Here is an 18,458-nt window from a genome sequence, read left to right on the forward strand (position 1 = left end):
ATTCTATTCGGGGGTTCTGTAATGAAACATGCAATGACATCCTTATCTCTTTCTGTTCTATTGAGTTTTGCTGTAGCGGGTTGCGATAATTCAGCCAAAGTACCGACGGCCAGCCAGAAAGAAGAGTCAAAAAATACCACAACAGGTACACCGATCACCATTGGCTATAGCGACTGGCCTGGTTTTGTGGCTTGGCAAGTGGCGATTGAAAAAGGCTGGCTCAAAGATGCAGGGCTTAATGTTGAATTTAAATGGTTTGACTATTCTGCTTCACTGAATGCCTTTGCTGCCAATCAACTCGATGCGGTACTGACCACCAATGGCGATAATCTGGTGACAGCATCAGGTGGAACTAAAGGCATGATGATCATGGTCACTGATTATTCCGCAGGCAATGACGTGATTATTGCCAAGCCAGGTATCAACTCAGTGACGGATTTAAAAGGTAAATCGGTGGCAACCGAAAAAGGGTTGGTGGATCATTTGCTTCTTTCGACTGCTTTAACCGATGCCAACATTCCATTAACCGATATTAAACTGGTCAATTCTGTCACCAATGAATTACCACAGGTATTTGCCAGCCCAGAAGTATCTGCAATCGCCGTGTGGCAACCTGTGGCAAATCAGGCCTTAAAATCTGTAGCAGGCTCAAAGATCATCTATAGTTCCAAAGATAAGCCAGGTCTGATCTATGATGGTGTATCTGTGAATATGAGCCACTTATCCGCCCATAAAGAGGAATGGAAAAAGCTGATTCAGGTCTGGGATAAAACGGTCAAATATATTAATGATCCTGCCACACATGCCGATGCGGTCAAGATTATGTCCAATCGGGTCGGGGTCGATCCTGCCCAGTATGAACAATTTGTGGGTGGCACTCATTTACTTGATTTGGCGGGCAATAAAAAAGCCTTTGTGAAAAATGACAGTTTTGATTCGGTCTATGGGTCTTCTTATCATGTAAATCAGTTTAATGTAAACAATGGCATCTATAAAACCGCAATTGATGTCGATGGTCTGATTTATCCTGATTTGGTGAATGAATTGAAATAATCAAAGGACTGATATAAAAAATGCTTCAAGGATGAAGCATTTTTTATGCAAAAATTTAAAGATGAGTACTTTTTGAAAAGACATTAATCACGATAATGCCTGCAATCATCATACTTAAACCAATAAATGCCGCCAGATCCAGAGACTGCTTAAAGAAAAACCAGCCAATACTGGAAATAAGAATAATCCCAGCACCCGACCAGATCGCATAGGCAATACCGACTGGAATAAATTTTAGGGTTAAGGATAAAAAATACAAGGAAATCGCATAGCCCACCACTGTAATGAGTGAGGGCAGTGGAACGCTAAATCCATTTGAGGCTTTGAGTGCAGAAGTGGCGATCACTTCCGCAATAATTGCAATCACCAAATATAAATAAGGCAAATCAGGCTCCTTTATTCAACCACTTGAGCATTTTTAAGCAAATGATCCTGTTCCTGCTGTAACCAGTGCTGGCTTGCATCAGAGCTAATTGATTGACGAACAAACTGAAACTCAGGCTGGTACAGGTCAAGCTGAAAATAACAGCGATAATCTTCCCCATGAATTTGGCGAATTTGCGTAATAATGCCCTGATCATTCAATTCAAAACCAGTCAGTTGCATAGGCTCACCGACACGCTGGCTTTGCGTACTATATTGAATTTCCTGACCATTTAATGCCAAAGAAACCTCATAGCTTTCAATTTCTGCTTCATTTATGACATGTTGTGCCAATGCCTGATCGAGTCTGGAGAAGTCTGTAAGTTTGTCCTGAATCTGTGGCAGTCGGGATTGTGCATAGGCAATATGTTCTCCTGCCACAATCAATCCGCCATCCATTGCATACAGTTCACCATTACCCAGATGTTGTACCTGATACAAGCGTAAACCGAGCAATGGCCCTGTATGTGACAATTGTCGCCAATCTTCTACATAGGCATTGGATGGAGAGAACTCCAACAAGCAATTACCCACGGCATGTAATGTGGCAGGTTCTGGCCACTGAATCCGTGGTTGGTAGCTTTGTTGAACCTCCCATGACAGTAACTGCTGTGCATGATCCCAAACCGTGTCACCAATCCAGCCTTGTTTTTCGGTGATGGGGGTAGAGTGGGCATCTGATAGGCGCAAATCAAGGGTAAATGTTCGAGACTGAAACCAGTAAACAATGGTGTTTTCATCAGTCAGTCCATTATAAAAACTGATACTTTTACGCCTAAAACTACCGAGTAAATAGTGGGGTAAACTGACTTGCTGTAGATCAGTTGGATTTAACTGCTGCAATAATTCATTTAAATCCATTATTTTTCTCCAGATTCAGCCAGACCAAAAGAATCTAGGGGCATGGCATTTTCCAGCACCAATTCACCCTGATCAATCCGTTGTTTTAAATACTGGAAAATCTGGGCAGTCTGGTTAAATAAATGTTCACCACCTTTTAATGGCTTATATTTGGGAGCTTCATTTTTCATCACAGGCTGGATCAGATAATCATAATCACAGGAGAAAAATAAGGGGAATGAATAACGTTCTTGCTTGACCCGTTTGACCCGATGTTTGGTGGCGATATAATGCCCATTGGATAAAATCTCCATCATGTCACCAATATTCATGATCATGGTATTTTCAACCAGTGGAATATCGGTCCATTCACCTTGTTTATTGAGTACCTGCAAGCCAGGTGCAGTCGGAAATAACAGGGTAAAACATTCATAATCCGTATGTGCGCCAATGCCCATGGCATCTTCAGCATCAGGATTATAAGGATAATGAATCAGCCTGAGCTGACTGGGAGCATATTGCAAATGTGCATCAAAAAATTGTTCTTCCAGCCCCAGAGCCAATGCAAAGGCATGAAAAAGTTGATGTCCAACATCCTTGATATGCTGATAATAGCTCAGGACATTTTGTTTAAATTCTGCATCATCGGGCCACTGCGTTGGGCCGACCAAGGGGCGACGATTTTCGCTTGCCTGATAATCATAATTGACATCATAGGTTTCTTTTAAATCGTAGGTATTGCTTTTAAAACGTTCTTCACCAATCGGCACATAGCCACTGTGGTTTTCAGACAGGCCAATATAGTTTTGCATTTTTTTCGCTTCATCCTGAGCGAAATAGCGCTGTGCGGTTTGTACCAGTTGCTGAAAGAGCGTAGGTTGTAACTGATCACCACGAATATATAAAAAACCGACTTCACGGCAGGCCTGATCCAGTTCCTGTGCGACCTGTAATCGTTCCTCAAGCTGTGGACTGGTCAATTTTGAAATATCGACCAAGGGTAAAACATAATCCTGTTTCATGCGTCACACCATTTAGCTGGTCGTCCAGCACATAAATAAAACGCTTTGGGTCGTCCCAAAGGTTATACAAAATCTTTATTCAGCATCGACCTGCGTCATACGCGGAATTTTTGGTAAATGGGTCAGGGCAGGATCAAGCTCATCTTCCTGAGCATGCACCAGTTGATCCACCTTGTTTCTCAGGCGTTGAAACTCAGGGGTATTCATCAGTTCAGTACCGCGTGGACGTGGCAAATCCACTTCAATAATTTCCTTGATTTCGCCAGGATTGGCCTTGAGCGCCACAATACGATCAGCCAGTAAAATCGCTTCATCCATGTCATGGGTCACAAAAATAATGGTGATATCAATGTTTTGCCATAAATCCATCAAATGCCGTTGCATCTTCTGGCGGGTATGCGGGTCAAGTGCACCAAACGGTTCATCCATCAATAAAATCTTGGGTTCATTGACCAAGGCGCGGGCGATTGCAACCCGTTGTTTCATCCCGCCTGACAGTTGGTGCGGATACTGGTTTTCATATTTTTCCAGCCCAATGATATTGATCCATTCTCTCGCCATCTCTTCGGCACGGGTGGTACTGATGCCTTTCATCAAAGGCCCAAACATGACATTTTGCTTGACTGTTTTCCACGGAAACAGGGTATAACCCTGAAACACCATGCCACGTTCTGGACTTGTGCCTGTAATGGCTTGACCATCGACCAAAATCTCTCCGCTATGATACGGATCAAGACCTGCCACTACACGGCTAAAAGTCGATTTACCACAACCTGACGGGCCAATCACACAGACAAATTCACGCTTATGAATTTTTAAATCCAGTTGATTGAGAATGGTGCGTTGCTCTTTGCCATGATAAAAGACCTGTGTCAGTTGCTTTGCTTCCAGAATCACAGGACGGGCATAAATGTGTTCAAAGTAACGACCTGCATCAAATTGAGTTTCCATTATTTTGCTCCTGCTTTCCATTTAAATAGACGTTCACCGATTTTCATTAAGATCACATCGGTGACTAAACCAATCACCCCAATAATTAGAATAGCAGCATAAACATTCTCAAAATTTTGGTAACGAGCCTGCTGGGTGATAAACCATGTAATCCCCGAAGTGGCCCCGATCAATTCTGATACGATTAAATAAGTCCACGCCCAGCCCAATAACACCCGTAAATCACGGTAAATATCAGGCAGTGCCGCAGGAATCACTACATGGAACAGACTTTTGGCTTTATTGGTGCCCAGTGTATAGCCCGCTTCAATCAGGCCACGATCCACCATGCGGGTGGTATTGGCAATAATCAGGATTTGCTGGAATAAGGTACCGATCACGATAATGGCAATTTTAGGTGCATCATTAATGCCCAAAATGGCAACTGCCAATGCGCCAAATGCAGGCGCAGGCAAATAACGGAAAAACTCGACAAAAGGTTCAGTCAATCGGGAAATCGTGGCAGAAAAGCCAGACAAAATACCCAGTGGAATACCAATCAATGAAGAAATAAAGAAAGCGATAAAAACAATCTTGATACTATGCCACAGGCTTTGATGTAACCACGGAGCATCGGGCTGCTGCGGTGGTGTGGTAAATGACGTGACCAGTGCTTTAGCGACTTCATGCGGTGCAGGCAGATAAATTGGATTGACCAGAATCCCATTTGGCGGTGTTTTGCCTGCATCGACTGCCTGCTGTGCTTCACGATAAAAGGCATCTTTTTCAATGCGTGTACCGACCTGCAAATAAGACACACTGCCAGAATCGGTAATTTGTACCTGTGGATGCCAGATAAAGGGCAGGTAACTGACGCAACTCCAGATTAGGATGGGAATCAGGAAAGACCCCAAACCTAACAAAAGTTTTTTCTTTTTTGACAATACTGAATCATGCATAGGTTTGTACCTATCGAGTAATACGATTTCTTAAAAACGTAATACTTTAAGCAATTTTGATGCCATTCCTGAGACTAGGATAAAGTGACTTATTTAAAGGATGGCTGATGAGAAAGCTTCATCAATTTATTGAGATTTAATTATTTATCTATTTGATTTTTATTTAATTTAAAAATTAATCCGATAAATGAAAAATTTTCATAGTGGAAACATCAACCTGATCATAAAGATATTTATATGGCAGGTTATGGAGCAGGGTAGCTCAAATCTTTATCAACAACCTATACATGCACAGAAAAAAAGCACGTAATGCTCCACCTGCAAACTTGGGTGATGCACTCGGCGCTTATTGTATCTGTATAAAAAGAAACATTATGAAATTGATTAAATGCATTAAAATCCAATGCTTTTAGAAATTTTAATCGTAAAAAAGCGCCCAAAGGCGCTTTTGTAAAATATCAGTGATGACGATGCTTTCTTTTTTTCTTGTATTTTTTAGACTGGTAATTGTCATAGTCGCGGTCCTGACCGACTTTACGACCTAGAGCTGAACCACCTGCGGCACCCGCAGCCGCACCAATATAACCGCCTGTTGTACCACCTACATTCTTACCAACAGTATAGCCGCCCACGCCACCTAAACCACCACCAATTGCAGCTTCAGTACGGGTACGTTTGCTACTTGCCGCGGCCGCTCCACCAGCACCGCCAAGTGCGGACCCAATCATGGCACCATTGTTGCCACCGATCTCTTTACCAATTGCAGTACCCACCACACTTCCTAGTGCAGACGTCGCAGCAACACGTGTAGCATTATCAGCATGTGCTGTGGTCACTAAAGTTGAGCTTGCTAAAATCGCACCCAATAACCAAATATTCGCTTTCATTTTGACTCCATGTTCCTAGTGATAGGACATCTTTTGTAATTGAGGCAAATGTAACAAAGTTTGAGAAGAAAATTGTGGAGATGGCTTCCTGAATTATTACGATTTGGTGTCTGGATTGTAGCGTTTTGTTTCGGTGAATAAATTTAAATGAGAAATACTGATGATAAAACATAGTGATAGTAAATATCGTCACCGCATAAAGGAAGCTCCCTGATCGAACTTCCTTAAGCTAAATTTAATCTTGCTGTTCATCTCTTGATGAGTCCTCTAGTTTTAACGGGCGAGGGTTTAATTCAGTTTGCAGGCGTAGATAATTTAAGTCACGGATATTCTTTTGCGTGGCAACTACACCGAATAAACTCATCATAAAAGACATGATATAAAAGCCTTTTTCGCTCATCAGCATGTCAGCATTCCATAGACTGATCAATAATAATACGATACACACCGCCATAGAGACCCAGCACAGTCCATAATAAATGGCAGTCACAGGAATATCCTCCAGTTTATCACGTACTGTTTTCTGCAAAGATGCTGCCGAAAATAGTCCATATAGCAAGATAACAAAATAATAGCCTTTTTCGTGTAATGGTATATTGGCATTCCATAGCCCAATCATGAATCCGACCGCTCCAGCAAGTAAAGCAACCCAACTTGCCGCAATAAATGCGGAGGTTGGACGATTAATAAAATTATTCATACCTATTATCCTGTTGTTTTATCTTTCTATTTGTCCCTAATTATTTATATCGGAGCATAAATCCGAGAACAAGTGTCCACAACCAAAACTGAACAATTTATGATGAAATGATGGCGAATGGGTAAGTTAGCCCGTTTCTCTATGTCTTTTAAGCCCCAGAATCTGTACACTATGCGCAATTTTTTAATGTTAATTGTGCGGTATATGTTGCATTCGCACAAACCTGAATTTTGAGATATTTCGCCCATGAAAGCATCACTCCGCTTAAGACTGGATCAACTTTGTGATCGTCATGAAGAGCTGACTGCATTACTCGCTGATGTAGAAGTGATTTCGGACAATAAACGTTTTCGTAAACTGTCCCGTGAACATAATGACCTGACTGAAATCACTGAGGTTTGGGGTAAATATCGTCAGGCTGAGGAAGATATTGAAACAGCCGAGATGATGAAATCTGATCCAGATTTCAAGGACATGGCAGAAGAAGAAATCAAGGCCAATAAAGAGCTTCTGGTGGATCTGGAAGATCAACTGAATGTGTTGATGATTCCAAAAGATCCAAATGATGCCAATGCGGCGTACCTGGAAATTCGTGCGGGAACAGGCGGTGATGAAGCTGCAATTTTCTCAGGTGACCTGTTCCGTATGTATAGCAAATATGCCGAGAATCAAGGCTGGCGTATCGAAGTGCTTTCAGAAAATGAAGGTGAGCATGGCGGGTATAAGGAAGTGATCTGCCGTGTTGATGGCGAGGGTGTCTATGGTCGCCTGAAATTCGAAAGTGGCGCACACCGTGTACAGCGTGTACCTGCAACCGAATCACAGGGTCGTGTACATACTTCGGCATGTACAGTTGCCATTTTGCCAGAAGTTGATGTGGATACCACAGTGGACATCAATCCTGCTGATTTACGTATTGATACTTATCGTGCATCAGGTGCGGGTGGTCAGCACATTAACAAAACTGATTCTGCGGTGCGTATTACCCACATTCCATCAGGTGTGGTGGTGGAGTGTCAGGAAGAACGTTCCCAGCATAAGAACAAAGCCAAAGCGATGGCGCTGTTAGTATCACGTTTAGAAAATGCAAAACGTGCGGCGGCTGATGCAGCAACCTCTGAAATGCGTCGTGATCTGGTGGGTTCGGGTGATCGTTCTGAGCGTATTCGTACTTATAACTATCCGCAAGGACGGATGACCGATCACCGTATTAACCTGACTCTGTATAAACTGGATGCGATTATGGAAGGTGATTTAACTGAATTGCTCGACAGCCTGCATCGTGAATATCAGGCAGATCAATTGGCAATGCTGGCACAGGAAAATGGTGGCTAATGAATATTGCTCAGGCTTTAGAGATGAAAGGCGAAATTGATAGCTATGAACGTCAGGAAGCTGCTTGGCTGCTTGAGCATATTATAGGTGTCAGTGTTTTGGAGCTTAAATTTAGGCCTGAACAGGAATTGACAGAAATTCAGCAGCAAACTTATTTGGATGGGTTGGCCCGAATTGAGCAGGGTGAGCCTTTGGCCTATGTCACAGGGTCACAACCATTCTGGACGCTGGATTTAAAAGTCACCCATGACACTTTGGTGCCACGTCCTGATACTGAAATTCTGGTGGAAACGGTTTTAAATCTTCCGCTTGTTCAAGATGCCACTATTGTTGATCTAGGCACAGGCACAGGCGCAATTGCATTGGCGCTTGCCAGTGAGCGCCCGCAATGGCAGGTCACTGCAACCGATATTTATCAACCAACGCTGGATGTTGCCAAAGAAAATGCGTTAAAGCATGGATTATCTCAGGTTCATTTTGCCTGTGGGGCTTGGTTTGAAGCCTTGGATCAACAAAAGTTTGACTTGATTGTCTCCAATCCACCTTATATTGATCCTGATGATCTTCATATGCAAAAGCTGAAATCTGAACCTGAACGGGCGTTGATTGCAGCCAATCATGGTTTGGCGGATATTGAAACGATTATTAGTCAAGGCAAAGACTGGTTAAAGCCAAATGGCTGGATTGCCCTCGAACATGGTTATGATCAGGGGCAGGCAGTCCGTGACATCTTTGAGCAGTATGGTTTTAGCCAAATACAGACCATTCAGGATTATGGTGGCAATGATCGGGTTACACTTGCACAGCTTTAAGCGCGGTGTGTTAAAAACTGCATAATTTCATTTGCTACAATGGTCGGTTGTTCCCACGGTGTCCAGTGGCCGCAGTCCTCGATTTCAATGACCTGTGGATTGGGAATCAATTCTTTATAGCGTGCAGCCATGTGTTGACCCGAGTTAGGATCATTCTTGCCATTAATTAATAGCATTGGAATGGTGCTGTTGATCAATGCATTGACCAGTCGATCACGATGCTTGAACCTTGCAAAAATGGATTGATTTAAGCTCACCACACATTTTTTCCCCTGATTAAAATTTAACAGTTCATACCATTGTTTGAGTTCAGTTGGGCTAGGCTGATGCTTTTGATCAAACATTTGTGTCATGGACTTTGAAAAGACTGATAATGAAATCATGGGCACAATCAAATGCCCTAAAAAAGAAGCCATTAGTTTCTGGATCAAACGTGGACGATAGACTTCTGCAAACAAGCTACCATTCATAAAAATTGCTGACTGGATTGAACATTCTAAAAGCATTTTCTGTTGTCGATCCAGTAATTCCTGAATAACACCCACGCCCAGATCATGTCCGATCAAGTGGATATTCTCCAGCTTTAGATGCTGAATTAAGGCAATACACTGATCTGCGTGGTCTTGTACAGAATATGGATAAGAAGCTGGTTTATCAGAATATCCTAAACCTAATAGATCAATCGCTACAAGCTGATAGTTTTCAGAAAGTTGATCCCAAATTTTTGCCCAGTCAAATGAACTTGTGGGATAACCATGAATAAGAAAAAGGGTAGTTGCTGCTGGCTTGTCTGAATATTGATAGAAAATATTGAAATTCTTAAAAGAAAAATATTTTCCAGACTTATGCCAACTTTGTAGAGTGTGATACATTTTAGTCTCTTTTTATTAAACTTACACTGTAAGGTGAATTTACAAGGCAATCATATTCATGTCAAATGCTGCTCATCAGAAAGTAAAGACAAAAGGAACTTTGTCGAAAGCAATTATTGTGAAAACTTCAATCGAAATGATTGAGGAGCTTGGAATAGAGAAATTTAGTTTGCGAAAGCTGGCCGAAAAATTAAATTGTGAAGCGATGAGTATCTATTACCATCTCAAGAATAAAGACCAGATTTTTGATGAAATTGTGGATACCTTGATTTCAACCATTCAATTTGAAAATGAAGAGTTGAATGTAAAGCAGCAACTTATTTCAGTGGCACAACAGTGGCGGGCATTGGCAAAAACATATCCCAATTTCTTTCCGATTTTGGCAACTCATCAACTGAATACTGATATTGGCAGTCGTTTCATGCACCAGATTCTCAGGATTTTTAACAATGCCAACTTGCCCATGCAACAGGCAAGTTATTTTCTAAGAATTCTTAATTATTACTTAATTGGTGTGGGAATTGATGAGGCAAAAGGCTATGGCTTGGGGAGTTCGGCTGTTCATCCTATCAAAGCTGATGAATATGCGGAACGATATCCACTATTGGTACAGGCAATGCCGTACTGGACTGCTGCACACTATGATGAAATTTTTGAGCTAGGTTTGGAAATGCTATTGGCTCGGATGTTGGCTGAAACTGTGAATGAATGAGTCTGGTTTTTATTATAAGGAACCCATCACAGTTTTCTTAAGTGTCTTGGCACGATAAACCCCTGGACTGACACCTGTCCATTTTTTAAAGGCACGGTGAAATGCACTTGGGTCATGAAAGCTGAGATCATCACTGATATTTTGAATGGAATCATTGGTTTTGCTTAAACGCTCAATGGCAATATCACAGCGAATATCATTTTTAAGTTGCTGATAACTGACCCCCTCCTGTTTTAGGCGGCGCTGAATGGTTGCGGTTGACATATTCAACTGCTGGGCAATATCTTTTAGCTCAGCCCAGTCAGACGGCGGTTGTAATAACAGTTGACGACGAATTTGTAGGCTTAAGGAATTTTCATTCTTAAAACGAACGATCAGGTTATAAGGCGTATGCTTGAGAAAATCATTCAATGCCTGTTTATCTTTCTTAATTTTATGCTTGAGATAATGCGCATCAAACTCAATTCTATTGAGTTCAGCATTAAACTGGATATTTTCACAAAAACGCACCCGATAATCCTGTATTTCTACAGGTTGATGGCATTTAAACGTCATTTTCTGAAAATGGATACGCTGGTCACTCAGCCAGCACATCAGGCTATGGACCAGCATTAAGAACGTGGCATAACTAAACATACGTTTTGGATGTTCACGGTCATGCAGGATCAAAAAAGCCTTTGAACCTTGCTGAACCAGTTCACCCTGAATGTCATCTAAAACCAAAGCTAAAAATCTGAGGATTTCCTCAATCGCCTGTTGTAAGGTTTCAGTGTTGAACGCCAGTTTTGCCAAGAGCTTATAACTGCCACGGCGCATGGGATGAGTATCCATTCCCAGAAACTCATCATTCATGCTTTCTGCAAGCTCAACCCATAATTGTGCGCACTGGGCCACAGGAACGCGTGCTTTGGTTGAGGTCAACAGTTCTGCTGAAATTCCAGCCTTATTTGCAATATGGACAATATTTAAACCCCGACTTGCGGCAACACTCAACGCTTCACGAATCAAGGCATTTGAGATCGTGTCTTTGGTAGAGTTATGGTCTGGATTTTGATTCTGGATCATACGCAAATGAAGTTGGGAAGAATAAATAGGATGAATGCTCAAAAGTCGCATCAAATTTGCTACTTTTTGGAATTGTATCGGAAAAAGCTTGCCTTTACTCTCACTTATAAAAATTTATCGTTCATTTAACAGGAAATTTACATGAAAATTCAAGGAAAACATTTTGTTATTACAGGCGGTGGCTCTGGTTTGGGAGCAGCAACCGCAGAATATTTAGTTGAAAAAGGCGCATCAGTTACGCTGGTTGATATGAATGTTGAAGCAGGGGAACAACAGGCACAGGCATTGGGTGAAAAGGCTGAGTTTGTAAAGCTGGATGTGACTGATGAACAAGCAGCAGAGCAATTCTTTAAAGATGTCGTTGCCAAGCATGGCAGTTTACATGGTTTGGTCAACTGTGCAGGCATTGGCCCATCTGCAAAAGTCATTGGTAAAGAAAGTGTGCATGATTTGGCCATGTTCTCTAAAACCCTGCATATCAATGTCACAGGAACATTTAACATGCTACGTTTTGCTGCCGATGCCATGAGCAAGAATACGGTTGCAGCAGACGATGAAGACCGTGGTGTGATTGTCAATACGGCTTCCGTGGCGGCTTTTGATGGTCAGATTGGTCAGGCGGCTTATTCGGCATCAAAAGGTGCGGTGGTTGCCATGACCTTACCGATTGCCCGTGAACTGGCACGCCATGCAATTCGTGTATTGACTATTGCACCTGGGATTATGGAAACACCAATGCTCAAAGGCTTACCGCAAAATGTACAGGATGCTTTAGGTCAAATGGTGCCTTATCCATCACGTTTGGGTCGTCCTGAAGAATTTGCGCGTTTAGTTGCACACATTGCTGAAAATTCATATCTGAATGGTGAAGTGATTCGTCTGGATGGTGCAATTCGTATGGCTGCTAAATAAGATTTAAGATTGTGAAAAGTAGAAAAGCGATGGAATAAACCATCGCTTTTTTATTGCGATGCGTTCTAAAGTTTGGCTTTGACTTCGTCACCAATTAAATAAAACGTACCACCAGCAATTATTCATTTTCCCAGCGTTTAACTGCTCGATTAAAACTCGACAGGGATGAGTATCCCAGTTTTTTGGCAACCTCATCTTTGGTGATAAAAGGGTTGAGCATTAACTTTCGGGCTTTTTCCCTGCGAACCTCATCATAAAGTGATTGAAAGCTTACGGCCTTTTCCTGCAACATTCGCTGTAAGGTCCGTTTGGTGAGGTTTAGCTTTTGTGCAACCTGATCAATATTCTGTAGACCCTCATTTTCATCATTAATCAGATGTTTAACACGGTATAAAATATCCTGTGTCGCATCAAGGTCATCCAGCTCTTTCTGACAGAGTAGCTTAAATTTCTCAGAAGTCAGTGGATCAGCCATACTCAATGGCATTTCAAGAAATCGGGCAGGGGCAATCAACCGTGTATGTGGCTGTTCATAACGTATTTCTTCAAAAGTTGAAGCCAGAATATCACTGAAGCGGGAAAAGTAATCTGGACATTTACACTGCAAATCAATACTTGGCTTAAAGTCTGGAAAGAACAACCTCACCAGATGGATAAAACCAGTTAAAAAGAAGACACAACTAAACTCATACACCTGGGTGTCTGAAATATCATTAAAATCTAGAATGGAGCTGTCATAGGTGATTCCATAATAGGACAGGTCCTGCTCAACCTTGAAGTTAAGCTCCACAAATGAGCATTGTAGACGGACAAACTGATTAATGGTCTCAATGGCATCCAGCACATTTTTTGATATGGCAACGGTAAAACCAAGTAAACCGTGGGAACTAATTTTTAACTGGGTACCCGCATAAAAACCAATCCCATCCTCCTGAGTGAGTTCAATGGTACGTGCAATGACTTTCTTGAACGAGCCAAGACTGATTTTATAACTTAGGTCATGTAGCTTGTCGATTTCAACGCCCGTTCCCCAAAAGAGTTCTTCAGTCGATATATTCCAGCGTGACACGACCTCACTGAGCAGGTGGGCATAGGAACTACTAATAAAATGCTGCTGATGGCGGGGGATACTCATAGTTTTAAGCAAATTCCATTTTAAAACTGATCCAATTGTTTCAGAAAATAATGCAGCGCTCGCAATTTGGAAATGTACATTCATCGGATTTTTTTTAGGAAATCTTAATTTTGGCGCGTATTGTTATGATTTTGGCATGGTTTGTTTTAGTCTAAAAATTACACAATTTTTTAAAGGAGTATAATTTTGCCAGTCATTTGTATGTTCGGAATGATTCCACATACAAAGCTTAAAGACTGATGTGTGGTCATAAAAATGAAAAATGCTAGGAGCAAAAACGTGAAGAAAAAATATTTAAATGCAATGACGTTAATGGCGGGCATGCTGCTGAGTAGCGGATCTGTGGTACATGCAGGTTTGTTTGACTTTCTGGCACCCAAGGCATCATGGCAGAACTGTAATGTGAATTCTTGTTCAGTCGGCGGTAGTACAAATGTGACATCCAGCTATGCAAAAACCAAATATCCAATTCTACTGGCACATGGGATGGCGGGTTTTTCTGCGGTGGGTCCTTTGCAATACTGGAACGGTATTACAGAAGACCTGGTTGAAAATGGAGCAAATGTATTTGTTGCACAGCAGGCTTCCTTTAACTCTTCTGAAGTACGTGGTGAACAGTTGCTACTTCAGGCAAAACAAGTATTGGCCATTACAGGTGCGCAGAAAATTAACCTGATTGGTCATAGTCATGGTTCGCAATCGGTTCGTTATGTTGCCGCCTTGTTACCCAATAAAATTGCTTCGGTAACAGCGGTGGGTGGGCCAACCAAAGGTTCAGATGTCGCTGATGTTGTCTATTCAATTACTCAGTCTCCAGTTGGACCAGCACTTGCACCCGTTATCGCGGCAGGAGTAAATGCTTTCTTCTCACTGGTTGGAATCGGTTCAGGTCATTATTATGATCAGGATGCTCTGGCAGGATTGAATTCTCTAACTACCCGTGGCTCTGCTAATTTTAACCAGCGTTTTCCAGCAGGTGTACCAACAACAGCCTGTGGTTCGGGTACAGAACTGGTTAATGGAACTCGCTATTACTCATGGAGTGGAACAGGTGTGCTCACCAATGTTCTGGACCCGATTGATTATGGGTTAGTTGCGACCTCTTTATTAATTCCAAGTGAGAATGATGGTCTGGTGCCACGTTGTTCTAGCCATTTGGGTACAGTCATCCGTGACAACTATGCATTCAACCATCTGGATGAAGTGAATCAGGTGCTCGGATTGGTTGGGTTTTTACAAAATCCAGTCACACCATACCGCACCCATGCAAACCGTTTGAAAAATCAGGGACTTTAATTTAGATAACAGGGAAGTAATGGATTTACTTCCCTGACTTATAAAAAATATTTCAAATATGAATGATAAATAGAGTAAGGAATTATGAACGGTAAATTTTTAAATAATAAAAACATTATATTTATTTCTATTACGGTTTTATTGATTCTAATTGCCTTAATTTATTGGGTATTTAAGCCTGAAACCCAAAATCAGCCACATGAGGTGAATCAACCCACTCAGGTATTTTCTGAAAGTAATTCCCTGAAAAATGGAGAGGCGGGATATATAAATGGGAAAATGCCAGCACTTGCGCCGTCTTTGCAGGGTACAGAAATTGACTGCCCAATCCAGGTTGATTCGAATGGGAAACTCATTTTAACAGTGGGAATTCGTAGCTGTTTTGATTACTTCTTTTCCAGTCTCGGCGAAAAAACAGAATCTCAATTGATTACAGACATCCGCCAGTATTTAACAGCAACCTTACCTGAAACTGCCTCAGGCTATGCCACTTATCTGCTGGATCAATATGTGGCTTATGTACATGCCTTACAGAACCTGAAACCCCGTGGCAATTTTAAAAATGGTGATATAGAGGAATATCAAAAAATTATTGATCAGATGTACAGGTTACAGCAACAGTTTTTTAAGCCAGCAGAGATCAATGCCTTGTTCGGGAATGAAAGAAATCTGAACCAGTTTAATATTGAACAGATGCGTATTCATAACAATAAGTCTTTAACAGCCCAGCAAAAAGCCAATGAAATTGCCAAACTGATTGATCAACTTCCACCTACGTTGGGTGATGGGGTGCGGGTGTCAATGCAATTTGCTGAGTTGCAGCAGTTGACCAAGGATATTCAGGAAAAGGGTGGAACTGCACAGGAGATTCGGGCAATGCGCGAGAGTTTGTTGGGGCCTGAAGCGGCAGACCGTTTGGAAAAAGTGGATCAGGAAGAAGTTGTTTGGCAGAAGCAGGTGACTGGCTATTTGGCTGCCCGTGATGACATTCTAAAAAGTGATGCAAATGATGCTAGTAAGCAGCAGGCCATTAATGAGCTTCGTAGCCGTTCTTTTGATAATAAAGAAGATTTACTAAGAGCACAATCCTTTGAAATGATGCATGATCGTAAATAAAAGTATATAAATATCATGGTGACATGAAGCATAAGTTATGACGATTTATTAGGTGGATTTTCCCCGTCATCGTGATCTTGGTTCATATCACTATCAGATTTTAACAACATTAAAATAAACACGATAAGGATGACTTTAATTAAGTTTTTCATCATGTATCTCCTTGGTTGAGTTAGGGACTTAGTAACTTGAATAGCTGTATGTTTGGTTTCTAGGTAAAGTGTGTCGTCATAAATTTCATATGATTTAATATCATCGTGATGATATTTTTCTAAATGACGTATGCCGTCATGAACTGATAGAACAAAAGTTTAATTGTAATCAGAGATTTCTAAATGACGTATGCCGTCATGAACACATAATTAATGCTTTGCTTTACAAACATTTATTTCTAAATGACGTATGCCGTCATGAACAGATAGCTCTTAAATATCCAAAAGATGGTGCTTTTCTAAATGACGTATGCCGTCATGAACATTTGTATGCTGTTTTATCCATAACAGGCAGCTTTCTAAATGACGTATGCCGTCATGAACCAAGCCACGCAAGGCACGGGACTTGGGTTTGCTTTCTAAATGACGTATGCCGTCATGAACCAATTGTTGATGTAGCTGCTAGGAATTTTAACTTTCTAAATGACGTATGCCGTCATGAACATGCATATGCAACCTACAATGCCAGCGATGGTTTTCTAAATGACGTATGCCGTCATGAACATGGTCGCACGTGAGGGTGAAGAGGCTTATAATTTCTAAATGACGTATGCCGTCATGAACGATGGCAGTTGTCACAAGCTGTATCAAATGATTTTCTAAATGACGTATGCCGTCATGAACATGGGGCATCGGTCAAGTCATGGGCTATCACTTTTCTAAATGACGTATGCCGTCATGAACGCACAGCAAAGACAACTCACATACGAGTCAAATTTTCTAAATGACGTATGCCGTCATGAACGGGCAAGTAGATGATCTAAGTCCACCATCCTGTTTCTAAATGACGTATGCCGTCATGAACTTATCCCCTGTTCAATTGCGCTTAAATCCATCTTTCTAAATGACGTATGCCGTCATGAACAGTTGCGCGCTCGAATGAAGCTAAAGCACTTGTTTCTAAATGACGTATGCCGTCATGAACTGTATGCGCAAGATGCCTGTACACGACTTAGATTTCTAAATGACGTATGCCGTCATGAACGATTCAATTGAGACAGCAGTAGGTAAATTGCATTTCTAAATGACGTATGCCGTCATGAACGCTAAATCTTCATTTTGTCAACCAATATTTATTTTCTAAATGACGTATGCCGTCATGAACCTTGTGTTGACGTTGATATTGAGGGGCCTAATTTTCTAAATGACGTATGCCGTCATGAACAATAAAACTTAACAAATAAAATAGGTTAAAACATAAGCTTAAAATAACATTTGAATAAATACCCAAAGTTTTTAGCCTATCTGCTAACTTATTGATTTTATTTAACTGTTAAAGAATATGAAAAATATTGGGCTAAAAAGAGGTTTTTGTCAAAATAAAATTTATTACTTTCCTGAAAACATACATCCACTTAAAATCAGTAATATGATTGAGCTATACAGAAGCAAGCCACGTGTCACAACATCCAGAAAATGAATTTGAACTCAGTAATGATGAAATGCATCTCTACAGTCGACAAATTTTATTGGAGGGTTGGGATATCGAGGCGCAAGAAAAACTCAAGCTTGCCAATGTGCTGATTATCGGGGCTGGTGGAATCGGCTGTACCAGTGCGGAACTGCTGGCGCGGGCAGGTGTGGGTAAAATTACCATTGTCGATGCGGATACCATCGAAATCAGCAATTTGCAAAGACAGATCGCATTTACTTCAAATGATTTAGGTCATTATAAGGCAGAAGTCTTAGCCAAACATCTTCAAAAAATTAATCCTCATATACAGGTGAACTATCAAAATAGTCGTTTTGATGAAAGCAATGCTGATGAATTGGTACAGCACCAAGATGTCGTTTTAGATGGCTGTGATAACTTTAGCACGCGATATTTAGTCAATGCGGTATGCAAAAAACATCAAGTTCCCTTGATTAGTGCTTCGGCCATTGGCTTTGAGGGGCAATTATTTATGGTTGAATCAGATTCAGCATGTTATGAGTGCCTGTTCCCAAAAGAGCAACATGCCAATGAAAATCTACGCTGTGCAGACTCTGGTGTTTTGGCAACTACACCTGTCACAATTGCAGCATTACAGGCTCATCACGCATTACTGTTTTTAGGGCTTGGTTTAACGCCACTCAGGCAAAAATTGTTACTTTGGAATGGTTTAAACCTTTCACAACGTATTCTACAGTTTGAAAAAGATGTAAATTGTCCGATTTGTCAGGCAACTTGATCAGTA

Annotated in this window: 18 protein-coding genes and 1 CRISPR repeat array; of the genes, 8 read left to right on the plus strand and 10 right to left on the minus strand. The window is 41.3% G+C overall.

Annotated features, from left to right (window positions below; genetic code table 11):
- The first annotated feature begins 21 nt into the window (after nucleotides 1-21).
- Nucleotides 22-1,053 (plus strand): ABC transporter substrate-binding protein, encoded by a 1,032-nt coding sequence (locus QTA56_RS01870; protein WP_267979253.1) that lies wholly within the window; start codon nucleotides 22-24, stop codon nucleotides 1,051-1,053.
- A 55-nt stretch (nucleotides 1,054-1,108) separates the two neighbouring features.
- Here QTA56_RS01870 and QTA56_RS01875 read toward each other — a convergent pair whose 3' ends face one another.
- The 7 genes from QTA56_RS01875 to yiaA form a co-directional block, all read right to left on the minus strand.
- A complete protein-coding gene (locus QTA56_RS01875) occupies nucleotides 1,109-1,438 on the minus strand; it encodes a DMT family transporter (RefSeq protein WP_267979254.1) in 330 nt (109 codons plus the stop codon).
- A gap of 11 nt (nucleotides 1,439-1,449) precedes the next feature.
- Nucleotides 1,450-2,337: a hypothetical protein gene (locus QTA56_RS01880; protein ID WP_267979255.1), complete on the minus strand. Its 888-nt coding sequence runs from the start codon at nucleotides 2,335-2,337 to the stop codon at nucleotides 1,450-1,452.
- The gene (locus QTA56_RS01885; RefSeq protein WP_267979256.1) at nucleotides 2,337-3,338 is read right to left on the minus strand and encodes an isopenicillin N synthase family dioxygenase; all 1,002 of its coding nucleotides are present in this window, start codon (nucleotides 3,336-3,338) and stop codon (nucleotides 2,337-2,339) included. Before QTA56_RS01885 ends, QTA56_RS01880 begins: the two co-directional genes overlap by 1 nt.
- 75 nt (nucleotides 3,339-3,413) lie before the next feature.
- A complete protein-coding gene (locus tag QTA56_RS01890; protein WP_411956073.1) occupies nucleotides 3,414-4,289 on the minus strand; it encodes an ABC transporter ATP-binding protein in 876 nt (291 codons plus the stop codon).
- The gene (locus QTA56_RS01895; RefSeq protein WP_267979257.1) at nucleotides 4,289-5,227 is read right to left on the minus strand and encodes an ABC transporter permease; all 939 of its coding nucleotides are present in this window, start codon (nucleotides 5,225-5,227) and stop codon (nucleotides 4,289-4,291) included. The genes QTA56_RS01890 and QTA56_RS01895 overlap by 1 nt, the downstream gene beginning before the upstream one ends.
- A gap of 458 nt (nucleotides 5,228-5,685) precedes the next feature.
- Nucleotides 5,686-6,114: a hypothetical protein gene (locus QTA56_RS01900; RefSeq protein ID WP_267979258.1), complete on the minus strand. Its 429-nt coding sequence runs from the start codon at nucleotides 6,112-6,114 to the stop codon at nucleotides 5,686-5,688.
- Nucleotides 6,115-6,349: 235 nt separating this feature from the next.
- Nucleotides 6,350-6,814: an inner membrane protein YiaA gene (gene yiaA, locus QTA56_RS01905; protein WP_267979259.1), complete on the minus strand. Its 465-nt coding sequence runs from the start codon at nucleotides 6,812-6,814 to the stop codon at nucleotides 6,350-6,352.
- Between the two features lie 246 nt (nucleotides 6,815-7,060).
- Here yiaA and prfA point away from each other — a divergent pair, with 246 nt between their 5' ends.
- Together prfA and prmC are read left to right on the plus strand one after the other, a co-directional pair.
- Entirely contained in the window at nucleotides 7,061-8,149 is a 1,089-nt protein-coding gene (gene prfA, locus QTA56_RS01910; RefSeq protein ID WP_267979260.1) for a peptide chain release factor 1, read from the plus strand.
- The gene (gene prmC, locus QTA56_RS01915; RefSeq protein WP_267979261.1) at nucleotides 8,149-8,961 is read left to right on the plus strand and encodes a peptide chain release factor N(5)-glutamine methyltransferase; all 813 of its coding nucleotides are present in this window, start codon (nucleotides 8,149-8,151) and stop codon (nucleotides 8,959-8,961) included. Before prfA ends, prmC begins: the two co-directional genes overlap by 1 nt.
- Here prmC and QTA56_RS01920 read toward each other — a convergent pair.
- Complete coding sequence (locus QTA56_RS01920; protein ID WP_267979262.1) at nucleotides 8,958-9,833, minus strand: alpha/beta fold hydrolase; 876 nt, start codon at nucleotides 9,831-9,833, stop codon at nucleotides 8,958-8,960. The two genes, prmC and QTA56_RS01920, sit on opposite strands and share 4 nt — an antisense overlap.
- Before the next feature lie 118 nt (nucleotides 9,834-9,951).
- Between QTA56_RS01920 and QTA56_RS01925 the strand changes: the two genes are divergently transcribed.
- Nucleotides 9,952-10,545: a TetR/AcrR family transcriptional regulator gene (locus QTA56_RS01925; RefSeq protein ID WP_267979263.1), complete on the plus strand. Its 594-nt coding sequence runs from the start codon at nucleotides 9,952-9,954 to the stop codon at nucleotides 10,543-10,545.
- A gap of 12 nt (nucleotides 10,546-10,557) precedes the next feature.
- Here the strand turns inward: QTA56_RS01925 and QTA56_RS01930 are convergent, their stop codons facing one another.
- Nucleotides 10,558-11,661: an AraC family transcriptional regulator gene (locus QTA56_RS01930; RefSeq protein WP_267979264.1), complete on the minus strand. Its 1,104-nt coding sequence runs from the start codon at nucleotides 11,659-11,661 to the stop codon at nucleotides 10,558-10,560.
- Nucleotides 11,662-11,751: 90 nt separating this feature from the next.
- Between QTA56_RS01930 and QTA56_RS01935 the strand changes: the two genes are divergently transcribed.
- Nucleotides 11,752-12,522, plus strand: coding sequence for a 3-hydroxyacyl-CoA dehydrogenase (locus QTA56_RS01935; protein WP_267979265.1), 771 nt, complete (start codon nucleotides 11,752-11,754; stop codon nucleotides 12,520-12,522).
- A gap of 118 nt (nucleotides 12,523-12,640) precedes the next feature.
- On the opposite strand, the gene QTA56_RS01940 is transcribed toward QTA56_RS01935, so the two are convergent.
- Nucleotides 12,641-13,657, minus strand: coding sequence for an AraC family transcriptional regulator (locus QTA56_RS01940; protein ID WP_267979266.1), 1,017 nt, complete (start codon nucleotides 13,655-13,657; stop codon nucleotides 12,641-12,643).
- A 279-nt stretch (nucleotides 13,658-13,936) separates the two neighbouring features.
- On the opposite strand from QTA56_RS01940, the gene QTA56_RS01945 reads away from it, so the two are divergent.
- The 3 genes from QTA56_RS01945 (at nucleotide 13,937) to QTA56_RS01955 (ending at nucleotide 18,452) form a co-directional block, all read left to right on the plus strand.
- Nucleotides 13,937-14,953 (plus strand): lipase family alpha/beta hydrolase, encoded by a 1,017-nt coding sequence (locus QTA56_RS01945; protein ID WP_267979267.1) that lies wholly within the window; start codon nucleotides 13,937-13,939, stop codon nucleotides 14,951-14,953.
- Between the two features lie 84 nt (nucleotides 14,954-15,037).
- Complete coding sequence (locus tag QTA56_RS01950) at nucleotides 15,038-16,069, plus strand: lipase secretion chaperone (protein WP_267979268.1); 1,032 nt, start codon at nucleotides 15,038-15,040, stop codon at nucleotides 16,067-16,069.
- 268 nt (nucleotides 16,070-16,337) lie between these two features.
- A CRISPR array of direct repeats spans nucleotides 16,338-17,446; the repeat unit is 28 nt; unit sequence TTTCTAAATGACGTATGCCGTCATGAAC.
- Nucleotides 17,447-17,723: 277 nt separating this feature from the next.
- Nucleotides 17,724-18,452: a HesA/MoeB/ThiF family protein gene (locus tag QTA56_RS01955; RefSeq protein WP_411956078.1), complete on the plus strand. Its 729-nt coding sequence runs from the start codon at nucleotides 17,724-17,726 to the stop codon at nucleotides 18,450-18,452.
- The last annotated feature ends 6 nt before the right edge of the window (nucleotides 18,453-18,458 follow it).

The sequence above is a fragment of the Acinetobacter thutiue genome (assembly GCF_030385805.1).
GTDB classification, from domain to species: domain Bacteria; phylum Pseudomonadota; class Gammaproteobacteria; order Pseudomonadales; family Moraxellaceae; genus Acinetobacter; species Acinetobacter corruptisaponis.

Coding starts and splice junctions, on each gene's coding strand:
- QTA56_RS01870 (WP_267979253.1), top strand. CDS start 22: ATGAAACATGCAATGACATCCTTATCTCTTTCTGTTCTATTGAGTTTT.
- QTA56_RS01880 (WP_267979255.1), bottom strand. CDS start 2,337: ATGGATTTAAATGAATTATTGCAGCAGTTAAATCCAACTGATCTACAG.
- QTA56_RS01885 (WP_267979256.1), bottom strand. CDS start 3,338: ATGAAACAGGATTATGTTTTACCCTTGGTCGATATTTCAAAATTGACC.
- QTA56_RS01890 (WP_411956073.1), bottom strand. CDS start 4,289: ATGGAAACTCAATTTGATGCAGGTCGTTACTTTGAACACATTTATGCC.
- QTA56_RS01895 (WP_267979257.1), bottom strand. CDS start 5,227: ATGCATGATTCAGTATTGTCAAAAAAGAAAAAACTTTTGTTAGGTTTG.
- QTA56_RS01900 (WP_267979258.1), bottom strand. CDS start 6,114: ATGAAAGCGAATATTTGGTTATTGGGTGCGATTTTAGCAAGCTCAACT.
- yiaA (WP_267979259.1), bottom strand. CDS start 6,814: ATGAATAATTTTATTAATCGTCCAACCTCCGCATTTATTGCGGCAAGT.
- prfA (WP_267979260.1), top strand. CDS start 7,061: ATGAAAGCATCACTCCGCTTAAGACTGGATCAACTTTGTGATCGTCAT.
- prmC (WP_267979261.1), top strand. CDS start 8,149: ATGAATATTGCTCAGGCTTTAGAGATGAAAGGCGAAATTGATAGCTAT.
- QTA56_RS01920 (WP_267979262.1), bottom strand. CDS start 9,833: ATGTATCACACTCTACAAAGTTGGCATAAGTCTGGAAAATATTTTTCT.
- QTA56_RS01930 (WP_267979264.1), bottom strand. CDS start 11,661: ATGCGACTTTTGAGCATTCATCCTATTTATTCTTCCCAACTTCATTTG.
- QTA56_RS01935 (WP_267979265.1), top strand. CDS start 11,752: ATGAAAATTCAAGGAAAACATTTTGTTATTACAGGCGGTGGCTCTGGT.
- QTA56_RS01940 (WP_267979266.1), bottom strand. CDS start 13,657: ATGAGTATCCCCCGCCATCAGCAGCATTTTATTAGTAGTTCCTATGCC.
- QTA56_RS01950 (WP_267979268.1), top strand. CDS start 15,038: ATGAACGGTAAATTTTTAAATAATAAAAACATTATATTTATTTCTATT.
- QTA56_RS01955 (WP_411956078.1), top strand. CDS start 17,724: ATGCATCTCTACAGTCGACAAATTTTATTGGAGGGTTGGGATATCGAG.